Source organism: Curtobacterium sp. Leaf261 (assembly GCF_001422205.1).
GTDB lineage: Bacteria > Actinomycetota > Actinomycetes > Actinomycetales > Microbacteriaceae > Curtobacterium.
Genome location: NZ_LMMJ01000007.1, coordinates 1 through 26,348 on the forward strand (window position 1 = coordinate 1; position 26,348 = coordinate 26,348).

Below are 26,348 nucleotides of genomic sequence, written 5' to 3' on the forward strand. Positions count from 1 at the left end.
GTCACGGTCGGGTAACGGGGTGAAGTCCCTCCAAACCATTCCGGAGGGGGTGCCGAATGACTTGTACATCGGGCAAACACCCCGAACACCCACCAGGAACGTCCCGCCCATCAGCAGGCGACACGGAACTGGTTCTCCACCTGACCTCAGGCGGTATTCGGGGTGTCCACAGCAACGGAAAGAGTCCACATCATGCGCAAGCTCACCAAGACCACCGTCAGCATCGCCGCCGCAGCAGCGATCATCGCCGGCGGCGCCGGGTTCGGCCTCACCGCCGCCAACGCCGCYCCCGCCCACAACGTCGCAGCGTCCTCGTCGAAGATCCCCGGCCCCGTCGCCGCGGTCCCCGAGGTCAAGGGCGGCGACACCTCCGTCGCACTCGACTCCGGCTTCACCGACGCCCTCACCAGCCTCGGCCTGACCCCGGGCGTGTCCGGCAACGCCAAGCTCGCCGACGGCGCCGTGTCCTTCCCGATCACCTCCGGCGCGGTCACCTACTGGAACCCCAGCGGCTCCTACCGCCCCTACGTCCAGGGCCTGCTCAACCACGACGACTCCGGCCTGACCCTCACCGCCGGCAGCACCACCGTCACCCTCGAGAACTTCGTCGTCAACCCCGGCTCCTCCAAGCTCTACGGCGACGTCCTCGTCAACGGCCAGGTCGCAGCCCCGAACGCCTACCTGTTCTCCCTCCACGGCGGATCCCTCAAGCCCCTCCAGCTCGAGGGCRACAACGCCATCCTCACCGGCACCACCGTCCACGTCTCCGCCGACGCCGCAGGCCTCCTGAACAAGACCTTCAGCACCGACGCCGTCAAGGCCGGCCTCCTCGTCGGAACCGCCACCATCACCGCCCAGATCAAGTAACNCACCACCGTCCACGTCTCCGCCGACGCCGCAGGCCTCCTGAACAAGACCTTCAGCACCGACGCCGTCAAGGCCGGCCTCCTCGTCGGAACCGCCACCATCACCGCCCAGATCAAGTAACGAAACCCCGTCTCGACACGGATCAGGCACCTCAGGACACGCCGTCTCCCCCTCGGAGGCGGCGTGTTCTGCGTCCCCCGTGGGACAGTGCGTGACCCGGCTACTCACACCGCATCACCTGCCGTACAGGTGTTGCGTGGAAGGCATGGACGTGACCGCATGAAGCACATCGTGTACAGCGAGAACCGCGTACTGACGGGCGACGACGTCGCCGCGGCCGTCATGCGGTACGCAGCGACGCTCGCGCAGCGGAACACCGCGGACATCGTCGACGTCCCGACGACCGGGCAGGACGGGTTCGCCGCGTCGGTCGAGGTCCTCCTCGGGCCGGCCAGCCACATCATGGTCGAGGACGCCGAGGACGACGAACTCGAGACCGCGGCCGTGGACTTCGTGGCCGACCTGGATCGTCGAGCAGCTGCGGTCCGCGGCGGCCACGTCCCCGAGCCTCCACGACCGTCGGCGACGTCCTTCGGCTCGGACATCGGCTGACGCCCACCGCACTGCAGACTTCCGCGCGGCGCTCACACCCGCAGCAGACATCCGCACGGCGGACATGCAAGAGGCCCGGATCCTGATGGATCCGGGCCTCTTCTCGGTGGAGCTAAGGGGATTCGAACCCCTGACCTTCTCATTGCGAACGAGACGCGCTACCAACTGCGCCATAGCCCCGAGTGCCCAGCAAGCCTAGCATCGCTCCGGCCGTGATCCGAAATCGACGCTACCCCGTCAGGCGTGCGACGCCGTCAGACCGCACGACGGCGGCGCAGCACGGCGTCGAGGTCGGTGCGCTCGTACGAGTCCGTGTCGAGCATGCCCATCCCCGCGTACCGGCTCGGAGGCTGCGGAGCCTCCACCGGCGCATCGGCCTGGGAGCGGTCTCCGACATCGACCCCAGAGCGGTGTCCGGCCCGGGCATCGGCCACCGCCTCGGCAGCGAGACTCCTGGCGATCGGTCCGGCCGTCGGCGTCGGCGCGCGGAGCCCCATGCGCTCGGCGAGCGACGCTGCCGGAGCGTCGTCGTGCTCGGCGAGGGCAGCGGCAGCCGCCTCGACGTCCGAGCGCATCCGCGTGACGCGGGCACCGGACGGATCAGCGTTCGCGGACGCGATCCGAGCGGCCTCGGCACGACGTGCCTCGGCCTCCGCATCGGCGTCTGCCGCAGCTGCTGCGACACGCTCGCGGAGCCGGGCCGCCAGGGCACTCGACGACTCCGCCGCGGCGCGACGGGCGTCCTCGCGGGCGCGCTCAACATCCGGTCGCGACACGTAGAGCGGACGGGGGACCTCCACCGGGGTCCAGGTCCGGTCCTCCTCTGCGGCGATGGACTCGGTCGGTACGGCGGGTGGGACGGCAGCGCTGGTGGCACTGCGCTGCGCCGGCCGGGAGGCACGGGTGCGGACCGGCGCGCTCGTCGCGCCGCGCAGACTCCGCGCCCGACCGACCGCCGCGAGCTGGACGAGGACGGCGACGGACCCGACGACCGCGAGGCCGCCGGCGAGGGCGACGAGCCACATCGCGGGGGCGGCGACGAGCGTGACGAGTGCGACGACGATCCCGAGCAGGCCGAACAGCGTCGCGCCGAGCCGTGAACGCCGCATGCGCATGGCGGTCAGCGCCGGGGAGCTCGCGACCCGCTCCAGCTCGGGAGCCTGCTCCGCGAGCCGGCGGGTGATCTCGCGCTGACGGGCGGCCTCGTGGGCGCGGACGATGGCACGGCGACGGGCCTCCTCGCTCGCGGCGACGCGCTGGGCCTCCGCCAGGGACTTCGCGTTCATCTCCACGCGGATCTCCTCCGGGAGTTCGGCAGTCTGGGCCAGGATGCGGAGCGTCTGCTGCAACCGGATGGCGTTCCGCTCGGTCGCGAGGTACTGACGACGGGCGTGCCACGACGGCATGAGGTAGGCGAGCCAGAGCACCGCGGCGACGAGCAGGACGATGCCGCCGCTCCAGTTCGTGATGCTCATGCGAACACGGTAGGGGCGGCGCGGAGCCGAGGAGCCCATTGAGCGGTGCGTGTTGGGCGAATCCCGCGCGAACTCGCTGGCGGGCGCGGGGCACGGTTCTGTCGCAGGGAGCGTCAGACGCGCGAGGGAGTCCCTGGCACAGATGACGCTCTCTGGCACAGGACCTGGGCGACGGACGTGGCGGGGCCGCGCCGAGCCTCCAGACCGGCAGCGTGGGTCCGGACCGGCGTCAGATGACGGTGCCGCCGCGCCGCTTCGTCGGCAGCGGCATCGCCGCGTCCTGCCGGGCCGTGTCCGGGACGGACCCCGAGCCCACCGGGACGTTCCCCTGGACCCAGCGGTCGAGGACGCCCTCACGCACCTCCTCCGCGACGAGCGCGAAGCAGAAGTGGTCGCGCCAGTCGCCGTTGATGTGGATGTACCGGCGTCGGAGCCCCTCGAACCGGAAGCCGAGCTTCTCGACCACGCGGAGCGACGGCGCGTTCTCGGGCCGGATGCAGATCTCGATCCGGTGGACGCCGACCTGCCGGAAGCAGTGGTCCACGGCGAGGGCGACGGAGATCGGCGTGACGTTGTGGCCCGCCGCGGACTCGACGACCCAGTAGCCGATCGACGCGCTCGCGAGCGACCCGTAGGTGATGCCGGACACGTTCAGCTGCCCGACGAAGCGACCGTCGAGCTCCATCGCGAACGGCAGTCCGAGCCCTGCGCGCGCATTCGCCTGCAGGGCCCGGATGCTGCCTCGGACGTCGGTGGACACGTGTCCGGACGGGTTCGTCGCCTCCCACGTCCGCAACCAGTGGCGGTTGCTCGACAGTGCGACGTCGAGATCACGCGTGTCGCGGAGGCGCAACGGACGGATGGACACCCGGCCGTGCGTCAGGGTGGGGATGGTCGTCATCGAGGATCACGTTTCCTGGTTCCGTGTCCCCGGAGGGACGGTCCCCGAGGGGACGGCTACTCGCCCGCGTTGAACTCCTTCAGCCACTCCTTGAGCTCTGGTCCGAGGTCCGCGCGGTCTGAGGCGAGCTGAACGATCGCCTTGATGTAGTCGAGTTTGTCACCGGTGTCGTACCGGCGTCCACGGAACACGACGCCGTACACGCCGCCGGTCCACTCCTCAGCGCTCGCCATCTTCATGAGGGCGTCGGTCAGCTGGATCTCGCCACCCTTGCCGGGCTCCTGCTTCTCGAGGACGTCGAAGACCTCGGGGCGGATGACGTAGCGGCCGATGATCGCCAGGTTGGAGGGTGCCTCGCCCTGCGCCGGCTTCTCGACGAGGCCGGTGATCTTGACGACGTCGTCCTCGTCGGTCGGCTCGACCGTCGCGATGCCGTAGAGGTGCGTCTGCGACTCGGGGACCTCGAGGAGTGCGATGACGCTCGCCTTCTTCTCGCCCTGGACCTCGATCATGCGCTTGAGGAGCGGGTCGCGCGCGTCGATGATGTCGTCACCGAGGAGCACGGCGAACGGCTCGCGGCCGACGTGCATCTTGGCGCGGAGCACCGCGTGGCCGAGGCCGAGCGGGTCGCCCTGGCGGACGTAGTGCATGTCGGCGAGGTCCGTCGACTGGTTCACCTTGGCGAGCTTGTCGTGGTCGCCCTTCTTCCTGAGCGTCTCCTCGAGCTCCGACACGTGGTCGAAGTGGTTCTCGAGTGCGTTCTTGTTGCGCCCGGTGATCATCAGGACGTCGGTGAGGCCGGCCTCGACGGCCTCCTCGACGACGTACTGGATCGCCGGCTTGTCGACGACCGGGAGCATCTCCTTCGGCATCGCCTTGGTTGCGGGGAGGAAGCGCGTGCCCAGCCCTGCCGCTGGGATCACCGCCTTGGAAATCTGGAAGCCCATGCGTGTGAGCGTATCGGGTCACCCTGTCGAGGTGTGGCGCCTTCCGTTTCGGTGCGGTAAACGAACTGCGGACACCGAGGAGGACACGCCGATCCGTCGCTCCCCCGGTTAAGCTCGCGGGATGGAACCCGACACCGGGAACGACAAGCGAGCGCTCCGCGCCGAGCTCCGACAGCGACGCCGAGGCCGGACGGCGACCGAGCGCGACGAGGACACCGTCGCCCTCACCGCCACCCTGCAGCGGTTCGTGGAGGAGCGCGAGATCGCCTCGCTCACCGCCTACCTGTCCTCGGTCGACGAACCGAACGTGCGCCCGTTCCTCAACTGGGCGATCGACTCCGGGATCCGGACCCTGTTCCCGATCACGCGTGAGGACGGCCTGCTCGACTGGGCGGTCGGGGACGGCGAGACCGAGCGCGAGGGGCTCTTCGGCATGCCGGAGGTCGTCGGCGAGGTGCTGTCACCGCTCGCGATCGACGACGTCGATGTGATCCTCACCCCGGCGGCGGCAGTGGATCGCCACGGCATGCGGATGGGCTGGGGCCGCGGCTACTACGACAAGACGCTCGGGTCCATGGCGAAGCGCCCGCCGGTTTATGCTGTTGTCTTCGATGCGGAGTTCCTCGACGAGGTCCCGAGCGAGCGCCACGACCAGCCCGTCGACGGCATCATCACCCCCTCTCGCATCCTCACGTTCCGGAGCTAGCGTTGCCCACCTATTCCTACCGCTGCACCGAGTGCGGCACCGCCTTCGACATCAAGCAGGCGTTCACCGACTCCACCCTGACCGAGTGCCCGACGTGCGGCGGCGTGCTCCGCAAGGTGTTCAGCCCCGTCGGCGTGACGTTCAACGGGTCCGGGTTCTACCGCACGGACTCCCGATCGGGTGGGAGCGGCAAGGGCGACGGCGGTGGGAGCGGCTCGTCGTCGGACTCCGGGTCGAGCACGTCTGGCGGGTCGAGCACGTCCGGCGGGTCGAGCACGTCTGGCGGGTCCGAGTCGAAGTCGGCGTCGGGGTCCGGCTCGAAGCCGTCAGCGCCCACGACGTCAGCCCCCTCGACGTCCGCCCCGGCCTCGAAGCCGTCGTCGGGCAGCTCGTCGTCGGGCAGCTCGTCCGCGGCCTGACGGCGCACCCCGCGGGCGGAGTGCACGTACCCCGGTAGGTTGGAGGCTCCAACCCGACCGGAAGGGGTCCCGTGAAGGGCTTCAAAGAATTCCTCCTGCGCGGCAACGTGATCGACCTCGCGGTCGCCGTGGTCATCGGTGCCGCGTTCACTGCGATCGTCACGGCCATCGTGACGAACATCATCAACCCGCTCATCGGCGCGGCGTTCAACGCCGGCATGCTCGACAAGACGCTCATCGTGTCGATCCCGACCGCGTCGGGTGGCCACGCGAAGCTGCTCTTCGGTGCAGTGATCGGCGCGCTCATCAACTTCCTCATCATCGCCGCGGTGGTCTACTTCGCGCTCGTCCTGCCGGTGAACCACCTGATGAAGGCCACGTTCGCCAAGCTCAAGAACGACGAGGAGAAGCCCCCGGCCGACGTTCCCCCGTCGGACGTCGAGGTGCTCCTGGAGATCCGGGACCTGCTCCGCAGCGCGACCGGCCGGACCGAGCTCGGCGCCGAGGGCGCGCACGCCGCGACGTCCGGTGCCCCCGAGGGCCCGGGCCTCGGCGGCACGACGAAGCTCTAGCCCGCCAGCCCCTCGCTCGGCACCGACGGCCCGTTCTGGCCAGTCGAGAAGTGCCCATCTGTCGAATGGCAACCGCCTGCCGACAGATGGGCACTTCTCATGAGGACCGCGCTGAGGTCGGACGACCGCGCTCCGCCCCGCGTGCCTTCCGGACCATGCCGGATGCGTACTGGATGCCGGCGAGGACGTGCCCGAGGGTGCCGAGGTACACGAACACGAGCGCCACGACGCGGACCCACGGGGCGTTGTCCTCGATCGTCTGGATGGACGAGAAGAGCAGGACCGGGAGCCCGACGAACAGCAGCGCCGAGCGGATCTTGCCCGTCCAGGTGACGTCGAGGTCCGGCGATCCGCGGAACAGCGTGCTCGAGATCACCAGGAGCACGAGGTCGACGAGCACGACGATCGCCACGACCCACCACGGCAGCAGGCCGACGAGCACGAGCGCGAGCACGATCGCGATGATCGACAGCCGGTCGGCGAGCGGATCGAGCGCCTTGCCGAGCTTGGACTCCTGGTGGAACTTCCGGGCGATGAACCCGTCCGCCCAGTCCGTCACGCCCAGAGCGACGAGCGAGACGATCGCCCACGCCGGGTGCTCCTGCACGACGAGGACCACGAACACCGGGATGAGCAGGAACCGGACCAGCGTCAACAGGTTCGGCCAGGTCTGCCAGTCCGGACGCGTCCGAGAGGTGATGTCCGCCATGCCACCATTGTGCCAGGTCGGACCGACGCGACGACCGGCCGTGCCCCTCAGCCCCAGTGCGGCGGGACGTCCCCACGGAGCCTGGCGTCGTTCTCGCCGTCGCCGTGCCGCTCCGGTTCGGGTGCGGGATGCGGGTCGGATCCCGGCACCGGGGCGGTGGTGACGCGCCTGCTGCGGCGGGCGGTCGCGCCAGACCGACGGACGGGAGGCGCGGCACGTGTCGCGTCGTCATCCTGCGTCCGCGACGGGGTCGCGTCCGGCGCCTGGTCCGCCGGAGCCGCCCACGTCCCGAGGAGGTGATCCGTGCCGGGCGTGACGGGTCCTCGGGGGCGTGAGGCGCGCCTCCCGGCCATCAGCGACTCCGCTCCTGCATCAGCACACCACTTCGGGACAACCGGCCCACGAACGAACCCGCCCCGATGTCCCGAACCCGTCTGCGGAGCACGGTGGGCACACGGAGCATGGTGGGCACACGGAGCATCAGCGACCGGCTCAGCGACGGGCTGGGACCGGCGGGATCGCGATCTCCTGCGTCGCACCGCGGTCCACACCGAGCACCTGCGCCACCGTCGTCGCGACCCGGTCGGGGTCGGAGAACAGCTGGAAGGCGTGCACGCGGACGTAGTGCCACCCGAGTCGGCGGAGGACCTCGGGACGGAGCCGGAGCGATTCGCGGAGGGATCCTCGCGCGAGCGTCGCATCGGTCTCGATCGTCACGCAGACCCCGCCGTGCGCAGCGACCAGGCCGAGCTTGCCGCGGTGTCCGAGCGCGACCGGGATGCCGCGCATCTCGAGCCGCCTCGCGAGGTCGACGAGCAGCGGGTCACTGTCGTCGGGCACGTACTCGGCGGTCGTCCTGGCACGGACCTCGGCGAGGATCTCGGCGAGCGCGACGGTGCCGTGGCCCATCCGCTCGGCCTCGATGTCCGACGGCTGGAAGCACGTGACGATGACCATCGACCGGCGCGCACGGGTCATCGCGATCGCCAGGAGACGCTCGCCACCCGGCTTGCCGAGCGGCCCGAAGTCGCGGAGCACCCGGCCGTGCGGCGTCCGCCCGTACCCGATCGAGAACACGACGCGGTCGCGGCTCTGCGCGACGGACTGCTCGAGCGTCGCGACCATGAACGGCTCGGCGCGGTCGCCGATCACGAAGTCGGTGAGGTCCTTGTGGCCCTGGACCGCGGTGAGCACTGCCTGCTCGACGCGGACCGCGTGCTTGGCCGACGCGGTGATGACCATGAGCGACTCGGTGGGCCGGGTCTTCGCGTGGTCGAGGACGAGGCGGACGACGCGGTCGACCTCGGCATCGACGCTCTCGACGGCACCAGACTCCGGGTCGGGGACGGCCTTGCCCTCGGAGACGTAGTCGAGTGCGATCGAGCCGTGACCGAGGAACGAGCCGGCCCACGGCAACGACTCGATGCGGCCGCCGTAGAAGCGACGGTTGACGAGTTCCGCGAGGTCCTCGCCACCGGCGCGGTACGAGCGGGTGAGCGACAGGGTCGGCAGGAGCGTGGACAGCTTCGCGAGCGCCGAGTCGGCGTGCAGCGAGTCGAGGATCTGCTCGTCGACACGGAGTGCCCGGTGGTCCGGGTCGACGGCGATGCGGAACGGCGACGGGGTCTGCGTCACCGGGTCGCCGAACACGACGGTCTGCTTCGCCCGGCGGATCGCACCGACGGTCTCGGCGATCGTCACCGCACCGGCGTCGACGACGATCACCGTGTCGAACGGCATGGTGTCCGCGATCTGCGGGACCTCGTACGGCGACGCGAGCCACACGGGCGCGATCGCACGGGACAGGTGCGGGGCCGAGTCGTGCAGCAGTCGCGAGGTGATCGCGGGCTGGCGGAGCTGGGCCTTGAGCTGCGCCGACTCCTCGGGCCAGTCGACGAGTCCGAGCGTCCAGTTCTCCGCGAGCTGCCAGGCGAGGCCCTGCGAGACACCGGCAGCGTGCGCGTCGTCCACCAGGCGGAAGTCGGCCTCGACCCGGTCGAGCATGTCGGTGTTCGCGCCGAGCAGTGCCCGGTCGCCCTCGAGCATCGACTCGAGCGCGGACTGCCACCAGGCGAGCTCGAGCTCGGCGGGGACCTGTGACTCGGGGACGTGCCGGTTCGACAGGTCGGTGATGAGGGGTTCGAGCTGGAGGTCCCGGAGCGTCGTCATGAGCTCGGTGCGCTCCTGCAGGTTGTGCAGGACGTCGCTCTCCGCCGCGAGCTCCTCGACGTAGGCGCGCAGCGTGTCGATCGGCAGGTTCGCGAGCTGGTCCTCGCGAGTCGTGTTGCCGAGCGGCTCGTCGAGCTTCTGCAGGTCCTCGGCGACATTGGAGTAGAGCACCTGCACGTCGGCGATGCCCGTCGGGATCTCCGGGTTCACACCGGCGGAGACGTACCGCTGCCAGAGCACGCGCTGCTGCTGCACGCGGGTGAGCGCCTCGTGCAGGTCGGACACGTGCACCCCGGGGCGGACGTACTCGCGCGCGAGCTTCTTGAGCCGACGACGGTTCGTCGAGGACATCGGCGAGCCCTCGCCGCGAGGTGCCGTCGCGGCGACGAGTTCGGACACCGACCGGTCGAAGACCACCGGCAGGAACCGGTCGAGCGTGTCGCGGATCTCGGTGAGCAGCCGGAGGTACACGCCGAGCTCGCCGACGGTGGCGAACGGACGCATCCTGGTCGAGCCGATGAGGTCGTTGCCGCGCTGCAGGAGCGCGGGGAGCCCGTTCGCGTGCAGCTCCTTGGCGGTCTGGTGCGCCCGGGTCGCGGCGGCACTGGAGCCGAACTTCGCGCCGTACCAGGGCGAGTCGCCCGGACCGTACTTGAACTCGCCGAGGTTCGCGGCGCTCACCATCGTCTCGGCGACCCGGGCACGGCCGTCGACCATGCTCGACACGGACTGCTGCGAGAGGCGAGCGGTCGTGGCGGGCGGGACGGGGAGCAGCGACAGGCGGGACAGCTCGACGAGGCAGTCGAGGACGGACACCCCGAGGGTCGGGTCCTGGCGGCCGAGTGCGCCCCGGTAGTCGAGGAGCACCTTGCGGAGGCGGACGAGGGCGTCGTCGACCTCGCGGAGGTTCGGCTTGGCGGCCTTCTCGTTCCGCGCGATCGCACGGATGACGTCGCGGCGGAGCGTGGCCGGGGTCACGGCGACACCGGGGAGCTGCACCTCGCCGAACCGGCTCGCGATCCCGCGGAGGGTCGCGCGGCGCGGGCTGACCACGAGGACGCGCTTGTTCGCGGCGACGAGACCGGCGAGCGCGTTGACGATGGTCTGCGTCCCGCCCGTGCCGGGGAGCGTCTTGACGACGATGGAGTTGCCGGCCGCGATCTGCGCGATCACGTTCTCCTGCTCGTCGTCGGCATCGAGCAGCAGCGTGTCGGTCTCCGGGCTGCGCTCGTCCGACGGGGTCTGCTCGACGGGGTGGTAGGACTGCTCCACTTGCCACTTGGCGCTCGGGTTGCCGGCGAGGGCGTCGAGCACCGGATGCGTCAGGTCCCGGGTGTCCTCGACCATGCCCGTCGCGACCTCGGCGAACGTCGAGACGACGAGCCGCGGGTGCACGCTGAAGTGCTCGATGTGCGCCGTCAGCCCACGGAGTCGGTCGATCACCGGGTTCGGCGTGAAGGAACCGTCCTGCTGGGCGAGGGCCACGAACCCCTCGGCGTCGAGGGTGACGCCGAACTGGTCGCGGAGTGCGTCGGCCAGTCCCGGGTTGAGCACGGGCTGACCGAGCAGCCGGACCTCGAAGTCCCGACCGTGTCGCCGGATCGCGAGCGGACGGAGGAGCACGGGGCCGCGGAAGTCGACGTCCTGGTGCTTCCAGTCGACCATGCCGATGCCGAGCTTGACGGCGTCGATGCCCCGGACGGTCGCGAGCTCCATGCCGCGTTCCTCGACGAAGCCCGCGGCGATCCTGGCGGCCCGGAAGGCCACCTCGTCGCGGATGAGGCTCGACAGCAGCGTGGTCTTGCCGGTGATGAACTGGGCGAGGCCGCCGGGGTGGGTGGTGCTCAGCTCGATGCGGGAGCGGGGGTGGTCGGCGAAGTGCACGAGGGGTGAGGTCCCGCCGACACCGGTGAGCTGTTCGCGCCATGCGTCCCACACCGGCTCGGCAGAGTTCCCGGCGGTCAACCGCGGGTCGCCGAGGCTGATCTGCTGCGGGCTCGTCAGCTGCTGTTCGGGGATGGTCGCCTGCTCTTCGGGAATGGTCGCCTGCTCGCGGGGTTCGGTCGACGCCGCGGCACCGGGCTGTGCGGCACCGGGCTGTGCGGCGCCGGGCCGGTCCTCGGGCTGCCGATCGGGTCCCCCGGGCGCGCGCTGGTCGTCGCCGGAAGCGTCGTCGCTCACGTCGTCCTCACGCTCGGTACTCCTGTCGGCACGCCACACACCGCTACTGTAGGCGGCTTCCGGTGCGGGGTCTGGCAATGAACCGAGGTTTCTGCCGATCGGGATGGGTTCGTCGCGGGCACCGCACGGTCGGCCGTGTCGTCCGAGCAGGTCGGGTGTGGTACCAACGGTGCATGGCCATCGACGACCGACCCACCACTCCGACCCCGAGCCGGCACCGCGACGTGCCCGCCGAGATCAGTCGATCGTGGCTCCTGGTGTCCGGCACCGCCGAGGACCGCTTCGATCGTGCAGCGAGGTCGCGGGCAGACCAGGTGATCCTCGACATCGAGGACGCCGTCGACCCGAAGGCCAAGCCCGCGGCGCGCTCGACGGTCGCGGCGTGGCTCTCCGGCGGTGGTGAGGCATGGGTGCGGGTCAACGACGTCACGACACCGTTCTGGACCGACGACCTCGAGGAGCTCCGGGGCCTCCCCGGGCTGAAGGGCGTGATGCTCGCGAAGACCGAGGCCGCCGACCAGGTCACCGACACGTTCCACCGACTGGGCGGCACGACCCCCGTGATCGCCCTCGTGGAGTCCGCGCTCGGCATCGAGGACGCGAGCCTCATCGCCCGCGCGAAGGGCGCGTTCCGCCTGGCGTTCGGCAGCGGCGACTACCGACGGGACACCGGAACGAGCGCCGACACCCTCGCGATGGCCTACCCGCGGTCCCGACTGGTCGTCGCGTCGCGTGTCGGGAACCTCCCCGGCCCGATCGACGGGCCGACCGTCGGCTCCTCGCACCCGATCCTCCGCGAGCAGTCCCAGGTCGCGGTGTCGCTCGGACTCACCGGCAAGCTGTGCCTCGACACGGAGCAGCTCCCGGTCATCAACGAGGTGATCTCGCCCACCCCGACGGACGTCGCGTGGGCGCAGGACTTCCTCGACGACTTCGACGCCCGCGGGCAGGTCATCCGCGACGGCTCCGACCTGCCGCGGCTCGGTCGGGCGCAGAAGATCCAGCGCCTCGCCGAGGCCTTCGGCGTGGTCGCCCGATGACCGGACCGCAGCAGCCCGGGCAGGGACCGCACCAGCCCGGCCAGGGGCCGGACCAGTCCGGGCGGCATCCTGGGAGCGGTCCCCTCCGGCCCGCCAGCTGGGAGACGGCGACCGACCGGGAGGCGCGGGTCGCCTGGGAGCAGGGTGGCACCTCGCTCCTGCCCTCCGGACGCAGGTTCGCCGACCGGGTGATCACCGTCGTCCTGCTCGCCGCCGGTGCACTGCTGACGATCATCGTCGGCATCATCACCGTCATCGCGCTCCTCGTCCAGGTCGCCGCGTGCGACAGCTCGATCGGATGCTCACCCGGCGGCATGCTCGGCGGCGCCGCGATCATCGTCGGCGGCTCGTTCGTGGTCGGCGTCGCGACGATCGTGACGGTCATCGGCGTGTGGATCCGTCGGCGGCCGACGTGGTGGATCGCGACCCTCGGCCTCGTGCTGACGCTCGCATGCATCGTCGGCGGCGGCATCGTGTACTCCGCGGCGTCCGAGACCGCCCGCAGCGGCCAGGTGACGATCCAGCCGTACCCGCTGCCCGGCTCCTGACCCCGTGCCGCACGCGTCGACATCGCTGACCATCGGCGAGCTGTCCCGTCGATCGGGCACGAGCGCGTCGGCGATCCGCTTCTACGAGGAGCGAGGACTCATCGTCTCCGAGCGCACCGCGGGCAACCAGCGGCTCTTCGCCCGGCACACGCTCCGTCGCCTCGCGGTCCTCGCGGCCGGGCGCCGCGTGGGCATGACCCTCGCCGAGATCGGTGCCGCGTTCGCCACCCTGCCCGCGGACCGTGCGCCGTCGCAGACCGAGTGGACGGCGCTGTCGAGCAGCTGGGCCGCGATGGTCGACGCCCGGATCCGTGAGCTCGAGGCACTCCGCGGCGACCTCGACACGTGCATCGGGTGCGGGTGCCTGTCGCTCACGCGCTGCGGGCTCCTCAACCCCGATGACGCGGAGGCGACCGCCGGTCCGGGATCCCGCTGGGTCCGACGGGCGGACGCGGCCCGTGCGGAGGACGGCATCCGCGCGACCGGGACGACCGGGGGCTGACCGTCCGCCCACCGGGCGCGTGCCGTCCCACCTGGCCGGACCGTGCCTCCAGTCCGTATCGTGCCCATCGTCACCATCCGCGCACCCGCAGCATCCATCGTCGAAGAGGACCCATGACCTACACCGCGCCGTCCGCGTTCCAGTCCCGCCCCGACCTCCGCGGCACGTTCGGCATGTCCGCGTCGACGCACTGGCTGGCGACGGCCAGTGCGCAGTCGGTGCTCGAGCGCGGCGGCAACGCGTTCGACGCCGCGACCGCGGGGGCCTTCGTGCTGCACGTCGTCGAGCCGCACCTGAACGGACCGGGCGGCGACATGGTGGGGGTCTTCGCCACCGCCGAGGACCCGACGCCGCGGGTGCTCATGGGGCAGGGACCCGCTCCGGCCGGGGCCACCGTCGAGCACTACCGGGCCGAGGGGCTCGAGCTCGTCCCGGGGTCGGGGGCCCTGGCCGCGGCGGTCCCCGGTGCGGTCGACGCCTGGCTGCTGCTGCTCCGCGACCACGGCACGTGGGAGCTCGCCGACGTCCTGGCGTACGCCATCGGGTACGCGCGTGACGGCCACCCCGTCGTCGGCCGGGTCGCTGCGACGATCGCCGCCGTCGCCGACCTGTTCCGCGACCACTGGCCGTCCTCCGCCGAGCGCTGGATGCCGGACGGTCGGGTCCCCGAGGCCGACGAGGTGATCCGGAACGAGGCGTACGCGGCCGTCCTCGACCGGCTCGTCGCGGCGGGTGCGGGTGCGGGTGACGGCACCGGGGACGACGGCACCGGGGGTGACGGCACCGGGGACGACGTGTCGCGCGAGGAGCGGATCGACGCCGCGCGGGCCGCGTGGAGCACCGGCTTCGTCGCCGAGGCCGTCGACCGCTTCGTCCGGACCCCGCACCGGCACTCCTCCGGCACCGACCACGCGGGCGTCATCACCGCCGACGACATGGCGGCCTTCTCCGCCTCCGTCGAGCCAGCCACGACCATCGAGTTCCGCGGGCACACGATCGCCAAGACCGGCGCGTGGGGGCAGGGTCCGGCGCTGCTGCAGACCCTCGCGATCCTGGAGCCGATGGACGACGACCTGCTCGACCCCTCGACGGTCGCGGGCGCGCACACGATCCTCGAGGCGCAGAAGCTCGCGCTGGCCGACCGTGAGGCGTACTACGGCGACCGGTCGGTGCCGCTCGACCACCTGCTGTCGACGGAGTACGCGGCCGAGCGGCGGGCACTCATCGGTGACCGGGCATCCCGCGACCTCCGCCCCGGCACCGTCGGGAGCCCCGGTGCGATGCCGCCGCTCCGCGAGTCGTACACGCCACCGGCCGCCGACGGGACCGGGGCGACGGCCCCCGCGGGGGTCGGGGAGCCGACGGTCGGGAGCTTCCCGCGTGCGGAGGGCGCGCCCGTCGAGGACGCCGGCGAACCAGCCGTCGAGCCCACCGGCGAGATGCGCGGCGACACGTGCCACATCGACGTCGTGGACCGCTGGGGCAACATCGTCTCGGCGACGCCGTCCGGCGGGTGGCTGCAGTCCTCGCCGACGATCCCCGAGCTCGGGTTCTGCCTCGGGAGCCGGCTGCAGATGACATGGCTCGAGGAGGGCACCGCCTCGACCCTGACCCCCGGCGAGCGCCCGCGGACGACGCTGACCCCGACGCTGGTGCTCCACGACGGACAGCCCGTCGTCGCACTCGGCTCCCCGGGCGGCGACCAGCAGGACCAGTGGCAGCTGCTGTACCTGCTCCGGACGATCGTCGGCGGGTACTCCCCGCAGCAGGCGATCGACGCTCCCGCGCTGCACTCGACGTCGTTCCCGGGGTCGTTCTGGCCGCGGACCTGGGAGCCGGGTGGTGCGGTGGTCGAGGACCGGCTCGGCGCGGACGTCATCGCCGGACTGGAGGCACGGGGCCACGTCGTCACGAGGGCTGGCGACTGGTCGTTGGGTCGCCTCTCGAGCGTCTCCCGTGACCCCGCCACGGGCGTCCTGTCCGCCGCCGCGAACCCGAGGGGCGCCCAGGCGTACGCCGCCGGCCGGTAGCCGCCCGGGCCGGGCTGGGGCCGGGGCCGGGGCCGGGGCGGGCGGGGGCGGGCCGGAGCGCCGGTGAGAAGTGCCGAACTGTCGAGTCGTCGCCGCCACCCGACACTTGGGCACGTCTCGAGGCGCTCCTCCGCGGCGTGTCCACGGGGCTGCTCGTGGTGGACGAGCCGGGCCGGCGTGCTCCCCTGAACGCTCCCGGCGGGTGCAGGGCCATGCTGGGGCGATGAAGCAGCGAATGATCGGTGACATCGACGTCAGTGCCATCGGACTGGGCGGCATGCCCATGTCCATCGAGGGCCGCCCGGACGAGCGGCAGGCCATCGCAACCATCCACGCCGCGCTCGAGGCAGGGGTCACCCTGATCGACACCGCGGACGCCTACCACCTCGCGGCCCACGACGAGGTCGGGCACAACGAGTCGCTCATCGCCAAGGCGATCAAGGACTACGGCAGCGACACCGAGCACGTGCTCGTCGCGACGAAGGGCGGGCATCTCCGTCCCGAGGCCGGATCATGGGCGCAGAACGGGGATCCGAAGTACCTCAAGGAGGCTGCGAAGGCCTCCGCGAAGCGCCTCGGGGTCGACGCGATCGGGCTCTACCAGTTCCACCGCCCCGACCCGGCCGTGCCCTACGCGGACTCGATCGGAGCACTCGTGGAGCTCCTCGACGAGGGCGTCATCCTGATGGCCGGCATCTCGAACGCGGACGTGGACCAGATCCGCCAGGCGAACGAGGTCCTCGACGGTCGTCTGGTGTCCGTGCAGAACCAGTTCTCCCCGGGCTTCCGGTCGAGCGAGGTCGAACTCGCCCTCTGCGACGAGCTCGGGATCGCCTTCCTGCCGTGGAGCCCGCTCGGCGGGATCACCGGTGCGGCCGACCTCGGCAGCAGCTTCGACGCGTTCGCCACCGTCGCCCGTGACCACGGCGTGACCCCGCAGGTCGTCGCGCTCGCATGGGAGCTCGGCAAGAGCGACGTCGTCGTACCGATCCCCGGCGCCTCCCGGGCGCAGTCCATCCTCAACTCGGTCACGGCGCCGACGATCAAGCTCCGCCCGGAAGAGGTCGAGCGACTCGACGCCGCGGAGCCCACGGCCGCCTGACCCACCCGGGGCGCTCCGGGGCCCTCGAGCATGCACAGAACCGCAGTGCGACCGACGTCGCACTGCGGTTCTCGGCATTCTCGGCCCGGATCCGGACCCGGATCCGGCACCCGGCGCGCGGGACGCGGGACGCGTCAGCCGTTGCAGGTCTTGCTGAGCGTTCCCATGCGCTTCTGCAGGGTCGTCAGGTTCGACTGGAGCTTCGACACGTCGGCGGACTCCGGGTCCTTCGCGAACGCGGTGATCTGCGTGGCCATCGTGTGGAAGGACTTCTCGGCGGCCGTGGCCTGCTTCTTGACCGTCGGCTCGGTGACCTTGTCGACGCCGTCGGAGAACTTGTCGTCGAACTTCTGCAGCGCCTTCGCCGCGGCGTCCGGATCGGAGGAGATCTTCGACACCTGGCTCTGCAGCTGGTTGGAGACGCCCTTGACCTCGGACTCGATCTGCTTGCACGCGGCGGCCTTGGACTGGGATCCCCCGCCGCCACCCGAGCACCCGGCGAGCATGGTCAGCGCGAGTGCAGCGGCTGCGACCGCGGTGACGGTCCTGGACGTGGTCTTCATGGTTCCCCCTCGGTGTCGCCGTCGCGGGTCGACAGCGGATCGACCCTACATCGGTGACACACAGGCGGACCGGGTCCCGCGTCCCCAGGCCGACTGCATGCCCAGGCGTACGGTCGGTCACATGCGTGCCATCACCTTCGACCAGCCAGGCGACGAGGACGTCCTCGCCTGGACCGAGATCCCCGACCCGTCCGCCGGCCCCGGCGAGGTCGTCGTCCAGGTCGCCGCCGCCGGCGTCAACAACGCCGATCTCATGCAGCGCAGGGGCGGCTACCCGGTCCCGCCCGGTGCGTCCCCCGTCCTCGGCCTGGAGGCATCGGGCACCGTCATCGAGATCGGTGACGGCGTCACGGACTGGAGCGTCGGCGACCGGGTGGCCGCACTGCTGAGCGGCGGCGGGTACGCCGAGCGCGTCGCGGTGCCCGCTGCCCAACTGTTGGCGGTACCGGCTGGACTCGACCTGGTCGCCGCCGCGGGCCTCCCGGAAGCTGCCTGCACCGTCTTCTCCAACGTGGGCATGATTGCCGGGCTCCGGCCCGGGCAGTCGCTCCTCGTGCACGGCGGCACGAGCGGCATGGGCTCGCACGCGATCCAGTGGGCGCACGCGCTCGGGGCCCGGGTGTTCGCGACCGCGGGGAGCGACGCCAAGCTCGAGGCGGCCCGGGGGTTCGGGGCCGACGTCGCGATCAACCACCGGTCCGAGGACTTCGTCGCCGTGATCCACGACGCCACGGACGGTGTCGGGGTCGACGTCGTGCTCGACATCGTCGGGCCGTCGTACCTCCAGCGGAACATCGAGGTCCTCGCACCGAACGGCCACGTCGTCGTGATCGGCTCCGTCGGCAGCGAGCCCGATGCCCCGCTCGACCTCGGCCTGCTCATGCGGAAGCGCGGCAGCGTGTCCGCCACCACGCTCCGCGCGCGGCCGGCCGAGGAGAAGGCGGCGATCGTGGACCGGGTGCGGCAGGACGTGTGGCCGTTCGTGACGGACGGGAGGATCGTGCCGGTCATCGACACCGTCCTGCCCATGCAGCGGGCCGGGGACGCACACCGCCTGGTCACCGCTGGTGGGACGATCGGCAAGGTGCTGCTGACGCCGTAGCCCCTTCCGGCCTCCAGGTCGGTCCCGCTGGACCGACCTGGAGGCCGCTCAGGCGTGCTCGGCGGCGCGTCGGGCCCGCTCGGCCTCGACGATCGGGGCGCACTTCGAGCCGAACGTCGCCTCCATCAGCGCCGCGGCGTCGGTGTCCGTGTCGAAGAGGGTCGGCATCTCGATGCCGAGCAGGATGCTGAAGAGCATGCCGCCGCCGAGGAACTCACTGACCCGAGGCCCGTCGAACCCGGCCTCGTGGGTGAGGAAGCGGTAGACGTCGAGGAAGCCTGCGCGGGCCGCAGCACCGATCGCGGGCTCGGCTCCGGACACGAACCCCTGTAGGAGGAGCGTGTGGAACCCGCGGTTCTCGGAGAGGTCGAGGTAGGCCGCACCGATCGCCGCACCCCGCGCCTGGTCGTCGTCTCCGCGCTCGACCGAGGCCGCGTGGGCGGAGCGGAAGGCCTCGAGGAGGGTCTCGAGCGTGTCGTGGAGCACCTCGAGGAAGAGCTGTTCCTTCGTGCCGAACATCCGGACGACGTAGGGCTGGCTGATGCCCGCGGCCTTGGCGACCTGGTCGGTGGTCGTGCCGTGGTAGCCGCGACGGCCGAACACGCCGCGCGCCGCCTCGAGGATCTGCGCCCGGCGTTCTGCGGCGGGCATGCGCGAGCTGACGGCGGTGTCGGCGGTGCGCGCTGTCTCAGAACTCACGGTTGACAGGTTATCAGTCGATTACTACAGTCCAGGTAATCATCCGATTACAACTGGAAGGCGCCTCATGAGCACCTCGCTCGGCTCTCGCCGCATCCCCGTCTGGCTGGCGATCACGGCCGCCTCGTTGCCGATGTTCATGGCGACGCTCGACAATCTCGTCGTCACGAGCGCGCTGCCCGTCATCCACGAGGACCTCGGCGCCTCCGTCGAGAACCTGCAGTGGATCACGAACGCGTACACGCTGTCGTTCGCGGCGTTCATGCTCCTCGCGGTCGGACTCGGCGACCGCTTCGGCCGACGCCACGTGTTCATCGCCGGCATCGGCATCTTCACCGTCGCCTCCGCACTGTGCGCCGTGAGCGGGGACCCGACCGCCCTCATCGCTGCCCGGGCGTTCGAGGGACTCGGGGCGGCAGCCGTGATGCCGCTCTCCCTGACCCTGCTCGTCGGCAGCGTCCCCGACCGGTTCCGCTCCCTGGCGATCGGCATCTGGGGCGGCGTCTCCGGGCTCGGCGTCGCGGTCGGGCCGCTCATCGGTGGCGCCGTCGTCGAGGGCTGGAACTGGCAGGCGATCTTCTGGATCAACGTGCCGGTCGGCGTCATCGCCGTCCCGCTCGCGCTGATGGCCCTGCCGAACACGCTCGGCGCCCGCCTCCGCGCCGACGTCCTCGGGGTGCTGCTCGCCGGCCTGGGGGTGCTCGGACTCGTGTTCGGGATCGTCCGCGGGAACGACGCCGGGTGGGGCAGCCTGCAGGTCGTCGGTTCGCTCACCCTCGGGGCAGCACTGCTCGTCGCGTTCGTCATCCGGGAGTCGAGGACCACGGCCCCGCTCCTACCGCTCCGGCTCTTCCGCGACAGGAGCTTCTCGCTCGCGAACATCGTCGCGATGACGTTCACCTTCGGGGCGTTCGGTGCCGTGTTCATCCTGATCCAGTTCCTGCAGGTGGTGCAGGGCAAGACCCCCCTCGAGGCCGGTGTCGCGACGATGCCGTGGACGCTCGCACCGATGGTCATCGCGCCACTGACCGGACTGTTCGCGCCGCGGGTCGGCACCCGCGTGCTGATCGTCGCCGGGATGGTCTTCCTGTCGGCAGGGCTGTTCGAGATCGCCCTGACGATGACGGCCGACGTGTCGTACCTGACGATGCTGCCCGGGTTCGTCCTCGCGGGCATCGGCATGGGCCTGGCGTTCGCCCCGCTCTCCACGGCGGTGCTCTCGAACATGGCGCCGGACGACCACGCGAAGGCCTCCGGCACGAACTCGACGCTCCGCGAGATCGGTGTCGCGCTCGGCATCGCCGTCCTGACGGCGGTGTTCACCGGGGCGGGCGGGCAGCTCACCCCGACGGGCTACGTCGGCGCGGCGGTCCCCTCGGTCCTCGTCGGGGCGAGTGTCGTGCTCTTCGCCGCGGTCGTCGCGCTGTTCCTGCCCGCCGGCCGTGCCTCACGGACGGTGCCGGTGGACCTCGCCGAGCTCGGGACCCCGCAGCCGGAGCCCGTCCCCGCTGCGTGAGCCCCTCCCCCGGCGGGCCGGGCCGCACTTCGAGCGGGCTCGACCTTGACGGCGAGCGGGCACGACTTGCCGCTGTCTCATCCTGAGGCGCGGCAAGTCGTGCCCGTTCGATGCTCACGGCGTGCGTGGTGTCGGCGTCAGGGCCGTGGGCGAGGACGCGGGTGTCGGCGTGTAGACAGGGGTGTTGTTGAAGGCGAACTGCTCATGGTTCAGCTCGTCGACATCGCCGACCGCGCAGGGAGTCTGTGCGCCGATCGTCGTTCCATGCACGGTCGAGCCAAGCTCCACGAAGAAGCCGTCGTCCAGGGCGCCGCCCGTGGGATACCGCAGCTGCAACCCCGGCGGCTCTCCCCCGATTCGCGTTCGGACGGCGTGCCAGCCAAACGCTTTCCACGCCACCTCGACTCTGTCGAACAGCGCAGCCCTGTCTGCGGTCGCAACACCCGGTCCAAGACGAGTGACACACCAATTCACACTTCCATCGGCGCATTTCCGGGAGTTCGTGTCTGACACCTCCCAATCTCCGCCCACGATCTGCTGGGTCGCCTCCACCCGTGTTGTGAGTTCGAGCCACGATTGCTCAGCGGCTGAGCTGTCGATCGATGTCGCGCGCATGTCGGGGTCTCGTCTCGTTGCGGTTTGGGCACATCCGCCGAGCAGGGCCCCAGCGGCGATGATCGACACACTCACGCGCAGAACGCGAGGCAAGAACGTCACGAGATGTTCCGTGCGCCCGACGTGTGACCGAGGTTGCTCAGGGCGTCGGTGTGGCCGATGGCGTGCGTCCGGGGGTGTTGTTGTCGGCAAACTGCTCCTTCGCGAGTTGATCACCATCGCCGGCTGCGCAGGGAGTCTGAGCGCCCATCGTGGTGGCGTGGACGGTCGAGTCGAACTCGACGTAGAAGCCGTCGTCCATCACACCGCTGGCGGGATAGCGGAGCATCTCGCCCGGCGCGTCTCCGCCAAAGTGGGTGCGGACCGGATCCCAGCCGTTGGCTTTCCACGCCGCCTCGACTTCGTCGAACAGCGCACGTCGCTCGGCGGCCGGAACACCGGGTCCAATCCGGCCGATGACCCACTGCACGCCCCCGTCTCCACAATCACGTGCATTGCTGTCGATGAACTCCCAATCCCCGCCGATGAAGTTCTGAGTCGCCTCGATCCGTTTGCTCAAATGAAGCCATTCCGACTTCGCCGCGGAGCTGTCGATCGATGTGCGGTCCATGCTGATCTCCCTGCGTGCATCGCGTTGGGCGCATCCTGTGAGGGCCACCGCCACCGCCACAGCGAGGACGGTCGCAGCGGCGCGAACGACACGGGCCGTGCGTGCCCCTCGCGCCCGCATGGCGGGGTGCGCACGAGGTGCGCCAGCCACGGCTCGAGGCGCACCGAGTCGCGCGCGACGGATGCTCACGGCGCGGGCGGCGTCGGCGCCAGTGCCGTGGGCGAGGCCGCGGGTGTCGGCGTGTAGCCGGGCGTGTTGTTGAATGCGAACTGCTCGCGGTTCAGTTGGTCGACATCGCCAGCCGCGCACGCCGTCTGAGCGCCGATGGTAGTGCCGTGGACGGTCGACTCGAGCTCGACGTAGAACCCATCGCCCAGAACTCCGCTTGCAGGGTACCGGAGCCGCAAGCCAGGCGCGTCCCCGCCAGTTGCCCTCCGGACAGGCTCCCACCCGTTCTTCTTCCAGGCCACCTCAACGCTGTCGAACAGCTCCTCCCTCTCAGCCGTGCGCACGCCTGGCCCAATTCGGGTGATGGTCCAATTCACTGCCCCCTCGTTGCAGGGGCGCGCATTCGAGTCGACGACCTCCCAATCCCCGCCCACGAGCTGCTGTGTTGCTTCGATCCGCGTGGTGAGGTCGAACCACTGGGCCTTGGCCGCCGAGTTGCCGATTGGTGATGCGTTCATTTTCCTGTTCTCGTTCTTTCCGTGAGAGCACCCCACGGTGAGCGCTACAACGGCGGTAGCAGTCACGGTCGCGAAGAGCAGCCGAGGGGTGCGCGTCACGGGATCTTCTTCCCGTCCGGGGTGTAGCCGAGACTGGTGTACGCAGTGTTTCGCAACGACGAGGTGCCGGAGTCGAGGTATCCGCGCTCCCTCACCGACTCGGGATGAGGCAAGAACGTCACGAAATGTTCCGTCCGCCCGACGTGTGACCGAGATTGCTCAGGGCGTCGGTGTAGCCGATGGCGTGCGTCCGGGGGTGTTGTTGTAGGCGAACTGCTCCTTCGCGAGTTGATCGACATCTCCGGCAGCACAGGAAGTTTGTGCGCCGATAGTGGTGCCGTGGACGGTCGAGTCGAATTCAATGTAGAAGCCGTCCTCCCTGACACCGCTTGCGGGATAGCGGAGCTGCAGACCTGGTGCGTCTCCGCCGAGCTTCGTTCGAGCAGCATCCCAGCCGAAGGCCTTCCAGGCGGTCTGGACCCGGTCGAAGAGGTCGTTGCGCTCGGCCTCCGGGACGCCCGGTCCGAGACGGGTGATCCCCCAGTGAGCACCCCCGTCACCACAGTCATCCGCGTTGCTGTCCACGTACTCCCAATCACCGCCGACGATGTTCTGCGTTGCCGCTGCCTTCTCGCTCAGATCGAGCCATTCCGACTTCGCCGCCGAGCCGTTGGTCGATGCCACATTCGTGCGCACGTCCCTTCGTACGTCGGGTTGGGCACATGCCGAGAGCGCCACCACAACTGCGAGGACGGTACCGACTGCGTGAACGACACGGCCCGCACGTTCGCCGAGCGCCCGCTTGGTGGGGTCCGCATGAGGTGCTACAGCCTCAGCCCGAGGCAGGCCGAGTCGTGCGCGATCGTTGCTCACGGCGTGCGGGGCGTAGGCGTCAGAGCCGTGGGCGAGGACGCGGGTGTTGGCGTGTACCCAGGCGTGTTGTTGAAGGCGAATTGCTCGCGGTTCAGCTGGTCGACATCGCCAGCTGCGCAGGGAGTCTGTGCGCCGATCGTCGAGGCATATCTATTCGAGTTGAACTCGATGTAGAAGCCATTGGGCAAGACGCCACTCGCCGGATACCGGAGGCGGAGCCCTGGCGCGTCGACACCGAACGGAGCGCGAACCGGGGACCAGCCGTACGCCTTCCACGCCGCCTCAACTTCGTCAGCCAGTGCTCTTCGGTCGGCGGCCGGCACACCGGGTCCGATACGAGCGACGACCCAGCTCGCTCCTCCGTCACCGCAAGCCCGAGAATTCGTGTCCAGGACCTCCCATTCGCCACCGACCATCTGTTGGGTCGCTGCGATCTGGGTAGTCAGATCGATCCAGGCGGCCTTGGCCGCGGAACTGTTCGTCGGCGGCGCAACCATGCGATCGTCTTTCTGTATGTTGATCGGAGAACATCCTGTAAGCAGCACGACGCACGTCGAGAGTGATGCAACGCTGAGCAGCACACGAACCACGCTCATCACGGGATCTTCTTTCCATCCGGGCTGTATCCGAGACTCGTGTAGGCAGCGTTCCGCACGGACGAGGTCCCCGCGTCGAGGTACCCGTGCTCTGTCACTGGTTGGTGCCGATCGACGGCGTCAGTGGCCGGGGTGGCCGAATGTCCGTCCGACCCCAGGTACTCGGCCCCGTTGATGGTCTCCGCATCCGACGGAAACGTCCGAGCGCCCCATTTGTCGTCCACGGGGTTCAGCGGATGCTCGCTCCAGAACTTCAACGTCTGCGACCGGGTGCCTGTTGCGACGTTGGGCTGACCATGGCCAGCTCGGACACCGGCGTTCTCTACGGAGCCCCTTCCTACGTTCGCGATGTAGTCGTTCGACGCTTGACTGGCCCACACGTGACCCCGGGGCACATTGACCGCATCCGCATCCGCGATACTCCTGTCTACGCCGGCCGAGGCGAGGAGCGTGAGGTTCGACACCGGCGTCGTCGACGTCGCGAGCGTCGCCGTGGTAGTGCCGTAGGAATGGGCCACCACCGACACATGCCGACCGCCGGACCATCCCCGAGTACCGGAAACACCGTCCAGGAACGCGCTGAGGTTCGTCGCACCCGCCCGCGCCTTCGTCGAGAGAAGGACCTCGCCGCTCGGCGGCATGTCCGGGGTGTCGTAGCCGATCCACGCGACGACGGCGACGCGATCATCGATGTGAAGCGCTGACGCTGCTTGCTGCTCCTCGATCCAGAGATTTTCCGCACCTCCGACCCAACCGCGCGTGCTCTGCGCAACCGTGTTTCCCATGCCCGGGACGTTGACGGTCACCTGAGACGCCGCGTCCAGGTCACCGACTGCGATCGCGGCGAGCGGTGGGTGCCCCAAGGTCAGCGAGACGACGGTACGAGGACGGTCAGCGCGCGTATCCGCCAACGTCGCCTTAATCGCCGCCAGCGCCGCGATCCGCTCCGCCAACAACGCGTAGGCGGCGCGCTCAACGGCCGTGAACGGCAAGCCCACCCCGATCCTGGCCGACATCACCTCGTACTGCCTGCGGTACTTCGGGAGCATCACGTCGAGCCTGTGCTGGTTGGCGCGTCCCCGATCGGAGTACGCGACACCGTTCAGGCTGCCGATCCAACCGGACGCGCCCATGACGAGGGCGGTCCGCTGGTCCGCGTCGAGCCCACCCCACCACCTCGCGACGTCCGACGCCGACATCGTCGCCGCGATGTGTCGGTCCCACTCCGCCCGGTGGTGCCTCCGCCAGGCCGAGACAGCCCGCGCACCGCCCCTGGACAGCTCCGCGAGCAACGGGAGGAACGACGCGCTCGTGAACCGCTCGACGACCGCCGCGAAGTCGACCGGCGCGACGAGGAGGGACGGGACACTCGCGGCCGCACCGACCCCGGGCAGCAACGAACTCCCGCCCGCGGCCGTCTGCAGCGCGGCGGTCAGCGTTGCCTGCGCCGCCGTCCACCCCCGCCGCGCAGCGCTCGCCTGGTCGTGGAGGTCCGCGTTGAGCTCGCGACACTCCGGTGGGACATCGCCGCCGCCGTCGCCGTCACCCTCCAGCCTCCGGACACGGGCATGGAGCTCCGCGATGTCCTCGAGCAGGCGTTTCCGGGACCGCTTGAGGGTCGCCACGGCCTCCGCGAATGCGTCGAGTGCCGACGCGACAGACTCACCGACGTCCGCGAGTGCGGCCGCCCTCCGCGGCACCGACTGCAGCGCCGACGCGAGGGCATCGGTGACACCCGGGACCTCGAACGCCCGGCCGATGCCGGCCCAGGCGGACGACGCCGAGTCCCCTGCCCGCTGGAGTTCGCCCGTGGAGGTCCGGAGATCACGCACGACGTCGGTGACGGCTCCCGGATCGACGCGGACGACGGGCAGGTCAGCCTCGACGACCAGCCGCTCAGTCATCGATCCCGGCCGTCCGAGCCGCGGCCGATGCGCGGTCGGCCATCTCGGCGTCGCCGTCCACGATCACGGTCATGGCCTCGGCCGCCGCGGTGATCGCACCCGACACCGTCCGCACGATCGCCGGAGGATCACCCCGTCGTGCGGCGGCGAACGCGCCCGCCGCACTCGAACAGTCCGTCGTGACGAGTGTCCGCTGCAGCGAGTCCAGTGCCGCCCCCACGGCACTCGCCGCGGTCTGCAGATGCTCACCAGCGCCCGCGGTCCGTCGCACCACGTCCCCAGCGCCGACCACGTCGACGCGCCACCCCTCGGTCACGGCTCCCCCTCTTGTTCCGGAGGAGCCTACCGACCTACTGGTACATCAA

General features: G+C 70.4%; 26 protein-coding genes and 1 tRNA gene. 12 read left to right on the forward strand and 15 right to left on the reverse strand.

Annotated features, from left to right (window positions below; genetic code table 11):
• The first annotated feature begins 192 nt into the window (after positions 1 to 192).
• Both ASF23_RS05320 and ASF23_RS05325 read left to right on the forward strand, forming a co-directional pair.
• Positions 193 to 867 carry a hypothetical protein gene (locus ASF23_RS05320; RefSeq protein ID WP_055950253.1) on the forward strand — a complete coding sequence of 225 codons (675 nt, stop codon included), beginning with the start codon at positions 193 to 195 and terminating at the stop codon, positions 865 to 867.
• A gap of 279 nt (positions 868 to 1,146) precedes the next feature.
• Entirely contained in the window at positions 1,147 to 1,479 is a 333-nt protein-coding gene (locus ASF23_RS05325; protein ID WP_055950256.1) for a hypothetical protein, read from the forward strand.
• 107 nt (positions 1,480 to 1,586) lie between these two features.
• Here the strand turns inward: ASF23_RS05325 and ASF23_RS05330 are convergent.
• The 4 genes from ASF23_RS05330 to galU form a co-directional block, all read right to left on the reverse strand.
• Positions 1,587 to 1,659, reverse strand: a tRNA-Ala gene (locus tag ASF23_RS05330).
• 74 nt (positions 1,660 to 1,733) lie between these two features.
• On the reverse strand, positions 1,734 to 2,954 hold the full coding sequence (locus ASF23_RS05335) for a hypothetical protein (RefSeq protein ID WP_055950259.1): 1,221 nt from the start codon (positions 2,952 to 2,954) through the stop codon (positions 1,734 to 1,736).
• 229 nt (positions 2,955 to 3,183) lie between these two features.
• On the reverse strand, positions 3,184 to 3,855 hold the full coding sequence (locus ASF23_RS05340) for a GNAT family N-acetyltransferase (RefSeq protein ID WP_055950262.1): 672 nt from the start codon (positions 3,853 to 3,855) through the stop codon (positions 3,184 to 3,186).
• 56 nt (positions 3,856 to 3,911) lie between these two features.
• On the reverse strand, positions 3,912 to 4,802 hold the full coding sequence (gene galU / locus ASF23_RS05345; protein WP_055950267.1) for a UTP--glucose-1-phosphate uridylyltransferase GalU: 891 nt from the start codon (positions 4,800 to 4,802) through the stop codon (positions 3,912 to 3,914).
• Between the two features lie 121 nt (positions 4,803 to 4,923).
• On the opposite strand from galU, the gene ASF23_RS05350 reads away from it, so the two are divergent.
• The 3 genes from ASF23_RS05350 to mscL all read left to right on the forward strand — a co-directional run bounded on the left by ASF23_RS05350 (position 4,924) and on the right by mscL (position 6,499).
• Positions 4,924 to 5,508 carry a 5-formyltetrahydrofolate cyclo-ligase gene (locus ASF23_RS05350; RefSeq protein ID WP_055950270.1) on the forward strand — a complete coding sequence of 195 codons (585 nt, stop codon included), beginning with the start codon at positions 4,924 to 4,926 and terminating at the stop codon, positions 5,506 to 5,508.
• A 2-nt stretch (positions 5,509 to 5,510) separates the two neighbouring features.
• Positions 5,511 to 5,927: an FmdB family zinc ribbon protein gene (locus ASF23_RS17770; protein WP_082473863.1), complete on the forward strand. Its 417-nt coding sequence runs from the start codon at positions 5,511 to 5,513 to the stop codon at positions 5,925 to 5,927.
• Between the two features lie 71 nt (positions 5,928 to 5,998).
• Positions 5,999 to 6,499: a large conductance mechanosensitive channel protein MscL gene (gene mscL / locus ASF23_RS05360; RefSeq protein WP_055950277.1), complete on the forward strand. Its 501-nt coding sequence runs from the start codon at positions 5,999 to 6,001 to the stop codon at positions 6,497 to 6,499.
• Positions 6,500 to 6,596: 97 nt separating this feature from the next.
• On the opposite strand, the gene ASF23_RS05365 is transcribed toward mscL, so the two are convergent.
• Both ASF23_RS05365 and ASF23_RS05370 read right to left on the reverse strand, forming a co-directional pair.
• Entirely contained in the window at positions 6,597 to 7,208 is a 612-nt protein-coding gene (locus ASF23_RS05365; RefSeq protein ID WP_055950281.1) for a CDP-alcohol phosphatidyltransferase family protein, read from the reverse strand.
• A gap of 492 nt (positions 7,209 to 7,700) precedes the next feature.
• Positions 7,701 to 11,417, reverse strand: coding sequence for an ATP-binding protein (locus ASF23_RS05370; RefSeq protein ID WP_055951480.1), 3,717 nt, complete (start codon positions 11,415 to 11,417; stop codon positions 7,701 to 7,703).
• A 314-nt stretch (positions 11,418 to 11,731) separates the two neighbouring features.
• Here ASF23_RS05370 and ASF23_RS05375 point away from each other — a divergent pair, with 314 nt between their 5' ends.
• The 5 genes from ASF23_RS05375 to ASF23_RS05395 all read left to right on the forward strand — a co-directional run bounded on the left by ASF23_RS05375 (position 11,732) and on the right by ASF23_RS05395 (position 16,780).
• A complete protein-coding gene (locus ASF23_RS05375) occupies positions 11,732 to 12,598 on the forward strand; it encodes an HpcH/HpaI aldolase/citrate lyase family protein (RefSeq protein WP_055950284.1) in 867 nt (288 codons plus the stop codon).
• Positions 12,595 to 13,146: a DUF6264 family protein gene (locus tag ASF23_RS05380; RefSeq protein WP_055950286.1), complete on the forward strand. Its 552-nt coding sequence runs from the start codon at positions 12,595 to 12,597 to the stop codon at positions 13,144 to 13,146. The genes ASF23_RS05375 and ASF23_RS05380 overlap by 4 nt, the downstream gene beginning before the upstream one ends.
• 4 nt (positions 13,147 to 13,150) lie before the next feature.
• The gene (soxR, locus tag ASF23_RS05385) at positions 13,151 to 13,648 is read left to right on the forward strand and encodes a redox-sensitive transcriptional activator SoxR (RefSeq protein ID WP_055950289.1); all 498 of its coding nucleotides are present in this window, start codon (positions 13,151 to 13,153) and stop codon (positions 13,646 to 13,648) included.
• A gap of 113 nt (positions 13,649 to 13,761) precedes the next feature.
• On the forward strand, positions 13,762 to 15,678 hold the full coding sequence (locus ASF23_RS05390) for a gamma-glutamyltransferase family protein (protein WP_055950290.1): 1,917 nt from the start codon (positions 13,762 to 13,764) through the stop codon (positions 15,676 to 15,678).
• Positions 15,679 to 15,901: 223 nt separating this feature from the next.
• Positions 15,902 to 16,780: an aldo/keto reductase gene (locus ASF23_RS05395; protein ID WP_055950292.1), complete on the forward strand. Its 879-nt coding sequence runs from the start codon at positions 15,902 to 15,904 to the stop codon at positions 16,778 to 16,780.
• Positions 16,781 to 16,914: 134 nt separating this feature from the next.
• Here ASF23_RS05395 and ASF23_RS05400 read toward each other — a convergent pair whose 3' ends face one another.
• Complete coding sequence (locus ASF23_RS05400; protein WP_055950294.1) at positions 16,915 to 17,343, reverse strand: hypothetical protein; 429 nt, start codon at positions 17,341 to 17,343, stop codon at positions 16,915 to 16,917.
• Positions 17,344 to 17,464: 121 nt separating this feature from the next.
• Here ASF23_RS05400 and ASF23_RS05405 point away from each other — a divergent pair, with 121 nt between their 5' ends.
• A complete protein-coding gene (locus ASF23_RS05405; RefSeq protein ID WP_055950297.1) occupies positions 17,465 to 18,445 on the forward strand; it encodes an NAD(P)H-quinone oxidoreductase in 981 nt (326 codons plus the stop codon).
• A 48-nt stretch (positions 18,446 to 18,493) separates the two neighbouring features.
• On the opposite strand, the gene ASF23_RS05410 is transcribed toward ASF23_RS05405, so the two are convergent.
• Entirely contained in the window at positions 18,494 to 19,144 is a 651-nt protein-coding gene (locus ASF23_RS05410) for a TetR/AcrR family transcriptional regulator (protein ID WP_055950300.1), read from the reverse strand.
• 67 nt (positions 19,145 to 19,211) lie between these two features.
• Here ASF23_RS05410 and ASF23_RS05415 point away from each other — a divergent pair, with 67 nt between their 5' ends.
• Positions 19,212 to 20,660, forward strand: a complete 1,449-nt coding sequence (locus tag ASF23_RS05415) for an MFS transporter (RefSeq protein WP_055950303.1) — start codon at positions 19,212 to 19,214, stop codon at positions 20,658 to 20,660.
• A 114-nt stretch (positions 20,661 to 20,774) separates the two neighbouring features.
• On the opposite strand, the gene ASF23_RS18215 is transcribed toward ASF23_RS05415, so the two are convergent.
• The 7 genes from ASF23_RS18215 to ASF23_RS05445 form a co-directional block, all read right to left on the reverse strand.
• Positions 20,775 to 21,275 (reverse strand): hypothetical protein, encoded by a 501-nt coding sequence (locus tag ASF23_RS18215; RefSeq protein ID WP_156364265.1) that lies wholly within the window; start codon positions 21,273 to 21,275, stop codon positions 20,775 to 20,777.
• Positions 21,276 to 21,414: 139 nt separating this feature from the next.
• Entirely contained in the window at positions 21,415 to 21,885 is a 471-nt protein-coding gene (locus ASF23_RS05420; RefSeq protein ID WP_055950306.1) for a hypothetical protein, read from the reverse strand.
• A 185-nt stretch (positions 21,886 to 22,070) separates the two neighbouring features.
• Positions 22,071 to 22,670 (reverse strand): hypothetical protein, encoded by a 600-nt coding sequence (locus ASF23_RS05425; RefSeq protein WP_156364267.1) that lies wholly within the window; start codon positions 22,668 to 22,670, stop codon positions 22,071 to 22,073.
• 159 nt (positions 22,671 to 22,829) lie between these two features.
• The gene (locus tag ASF23_RS05430; RefSeq protein ID WP_162236721.1) at positions 22,830 to 23,306 is read right to left on the reverse strand and encodes a hypothetical protein; all 477 of its coding nucleotides are present in this window, start codon (positions 23,304 to 23,306) and stop codon (positions 22,830 to 22,832) included.
• A 173-nt stretch (positions 23,307 to 23,479) separates the two neighbouring features.
• A complete protein-coding gene (locus ASF23_RS18220) occupies positions 23,480 to 24,079 on the reverse strand; it encodes a hypothetical protein (protein WP_156364269.1) in 600 nt (199 codons plus the stop codon).
• Complete coding sequence (locus tag ASF23_RS05440) at positions 24,079 to 25,983, reverse strand: alpha/beta hydrolase (RefSeq protein WP_055950318.1); 1,905 nt, start codon at positions 25,981 to 25,983, stop codon at positions 24,079 to 24,081. Before ASF23_RS05440 ends, ASF23_RS18220 begins: the two co-directional genes overlap by 1 nt.
• Positions 25,976 to 26,299, reverse strand: coding sequence for a DUF6507 family protein (locus ASF23_RS05445; protein WP_055950321.1), 324 nt, complete (start codon positions 26,297 to 26,299; stop codon positions 25,976 to 25,978). The genes ASF23_RS05440 and ASF23_RS05445 overlap by 8 nt, the downstream gene beginning before the upstream one ends.
• Between the last annotated feature and the right edge of the window lie 49 nt (positions 26,300 to 26,348).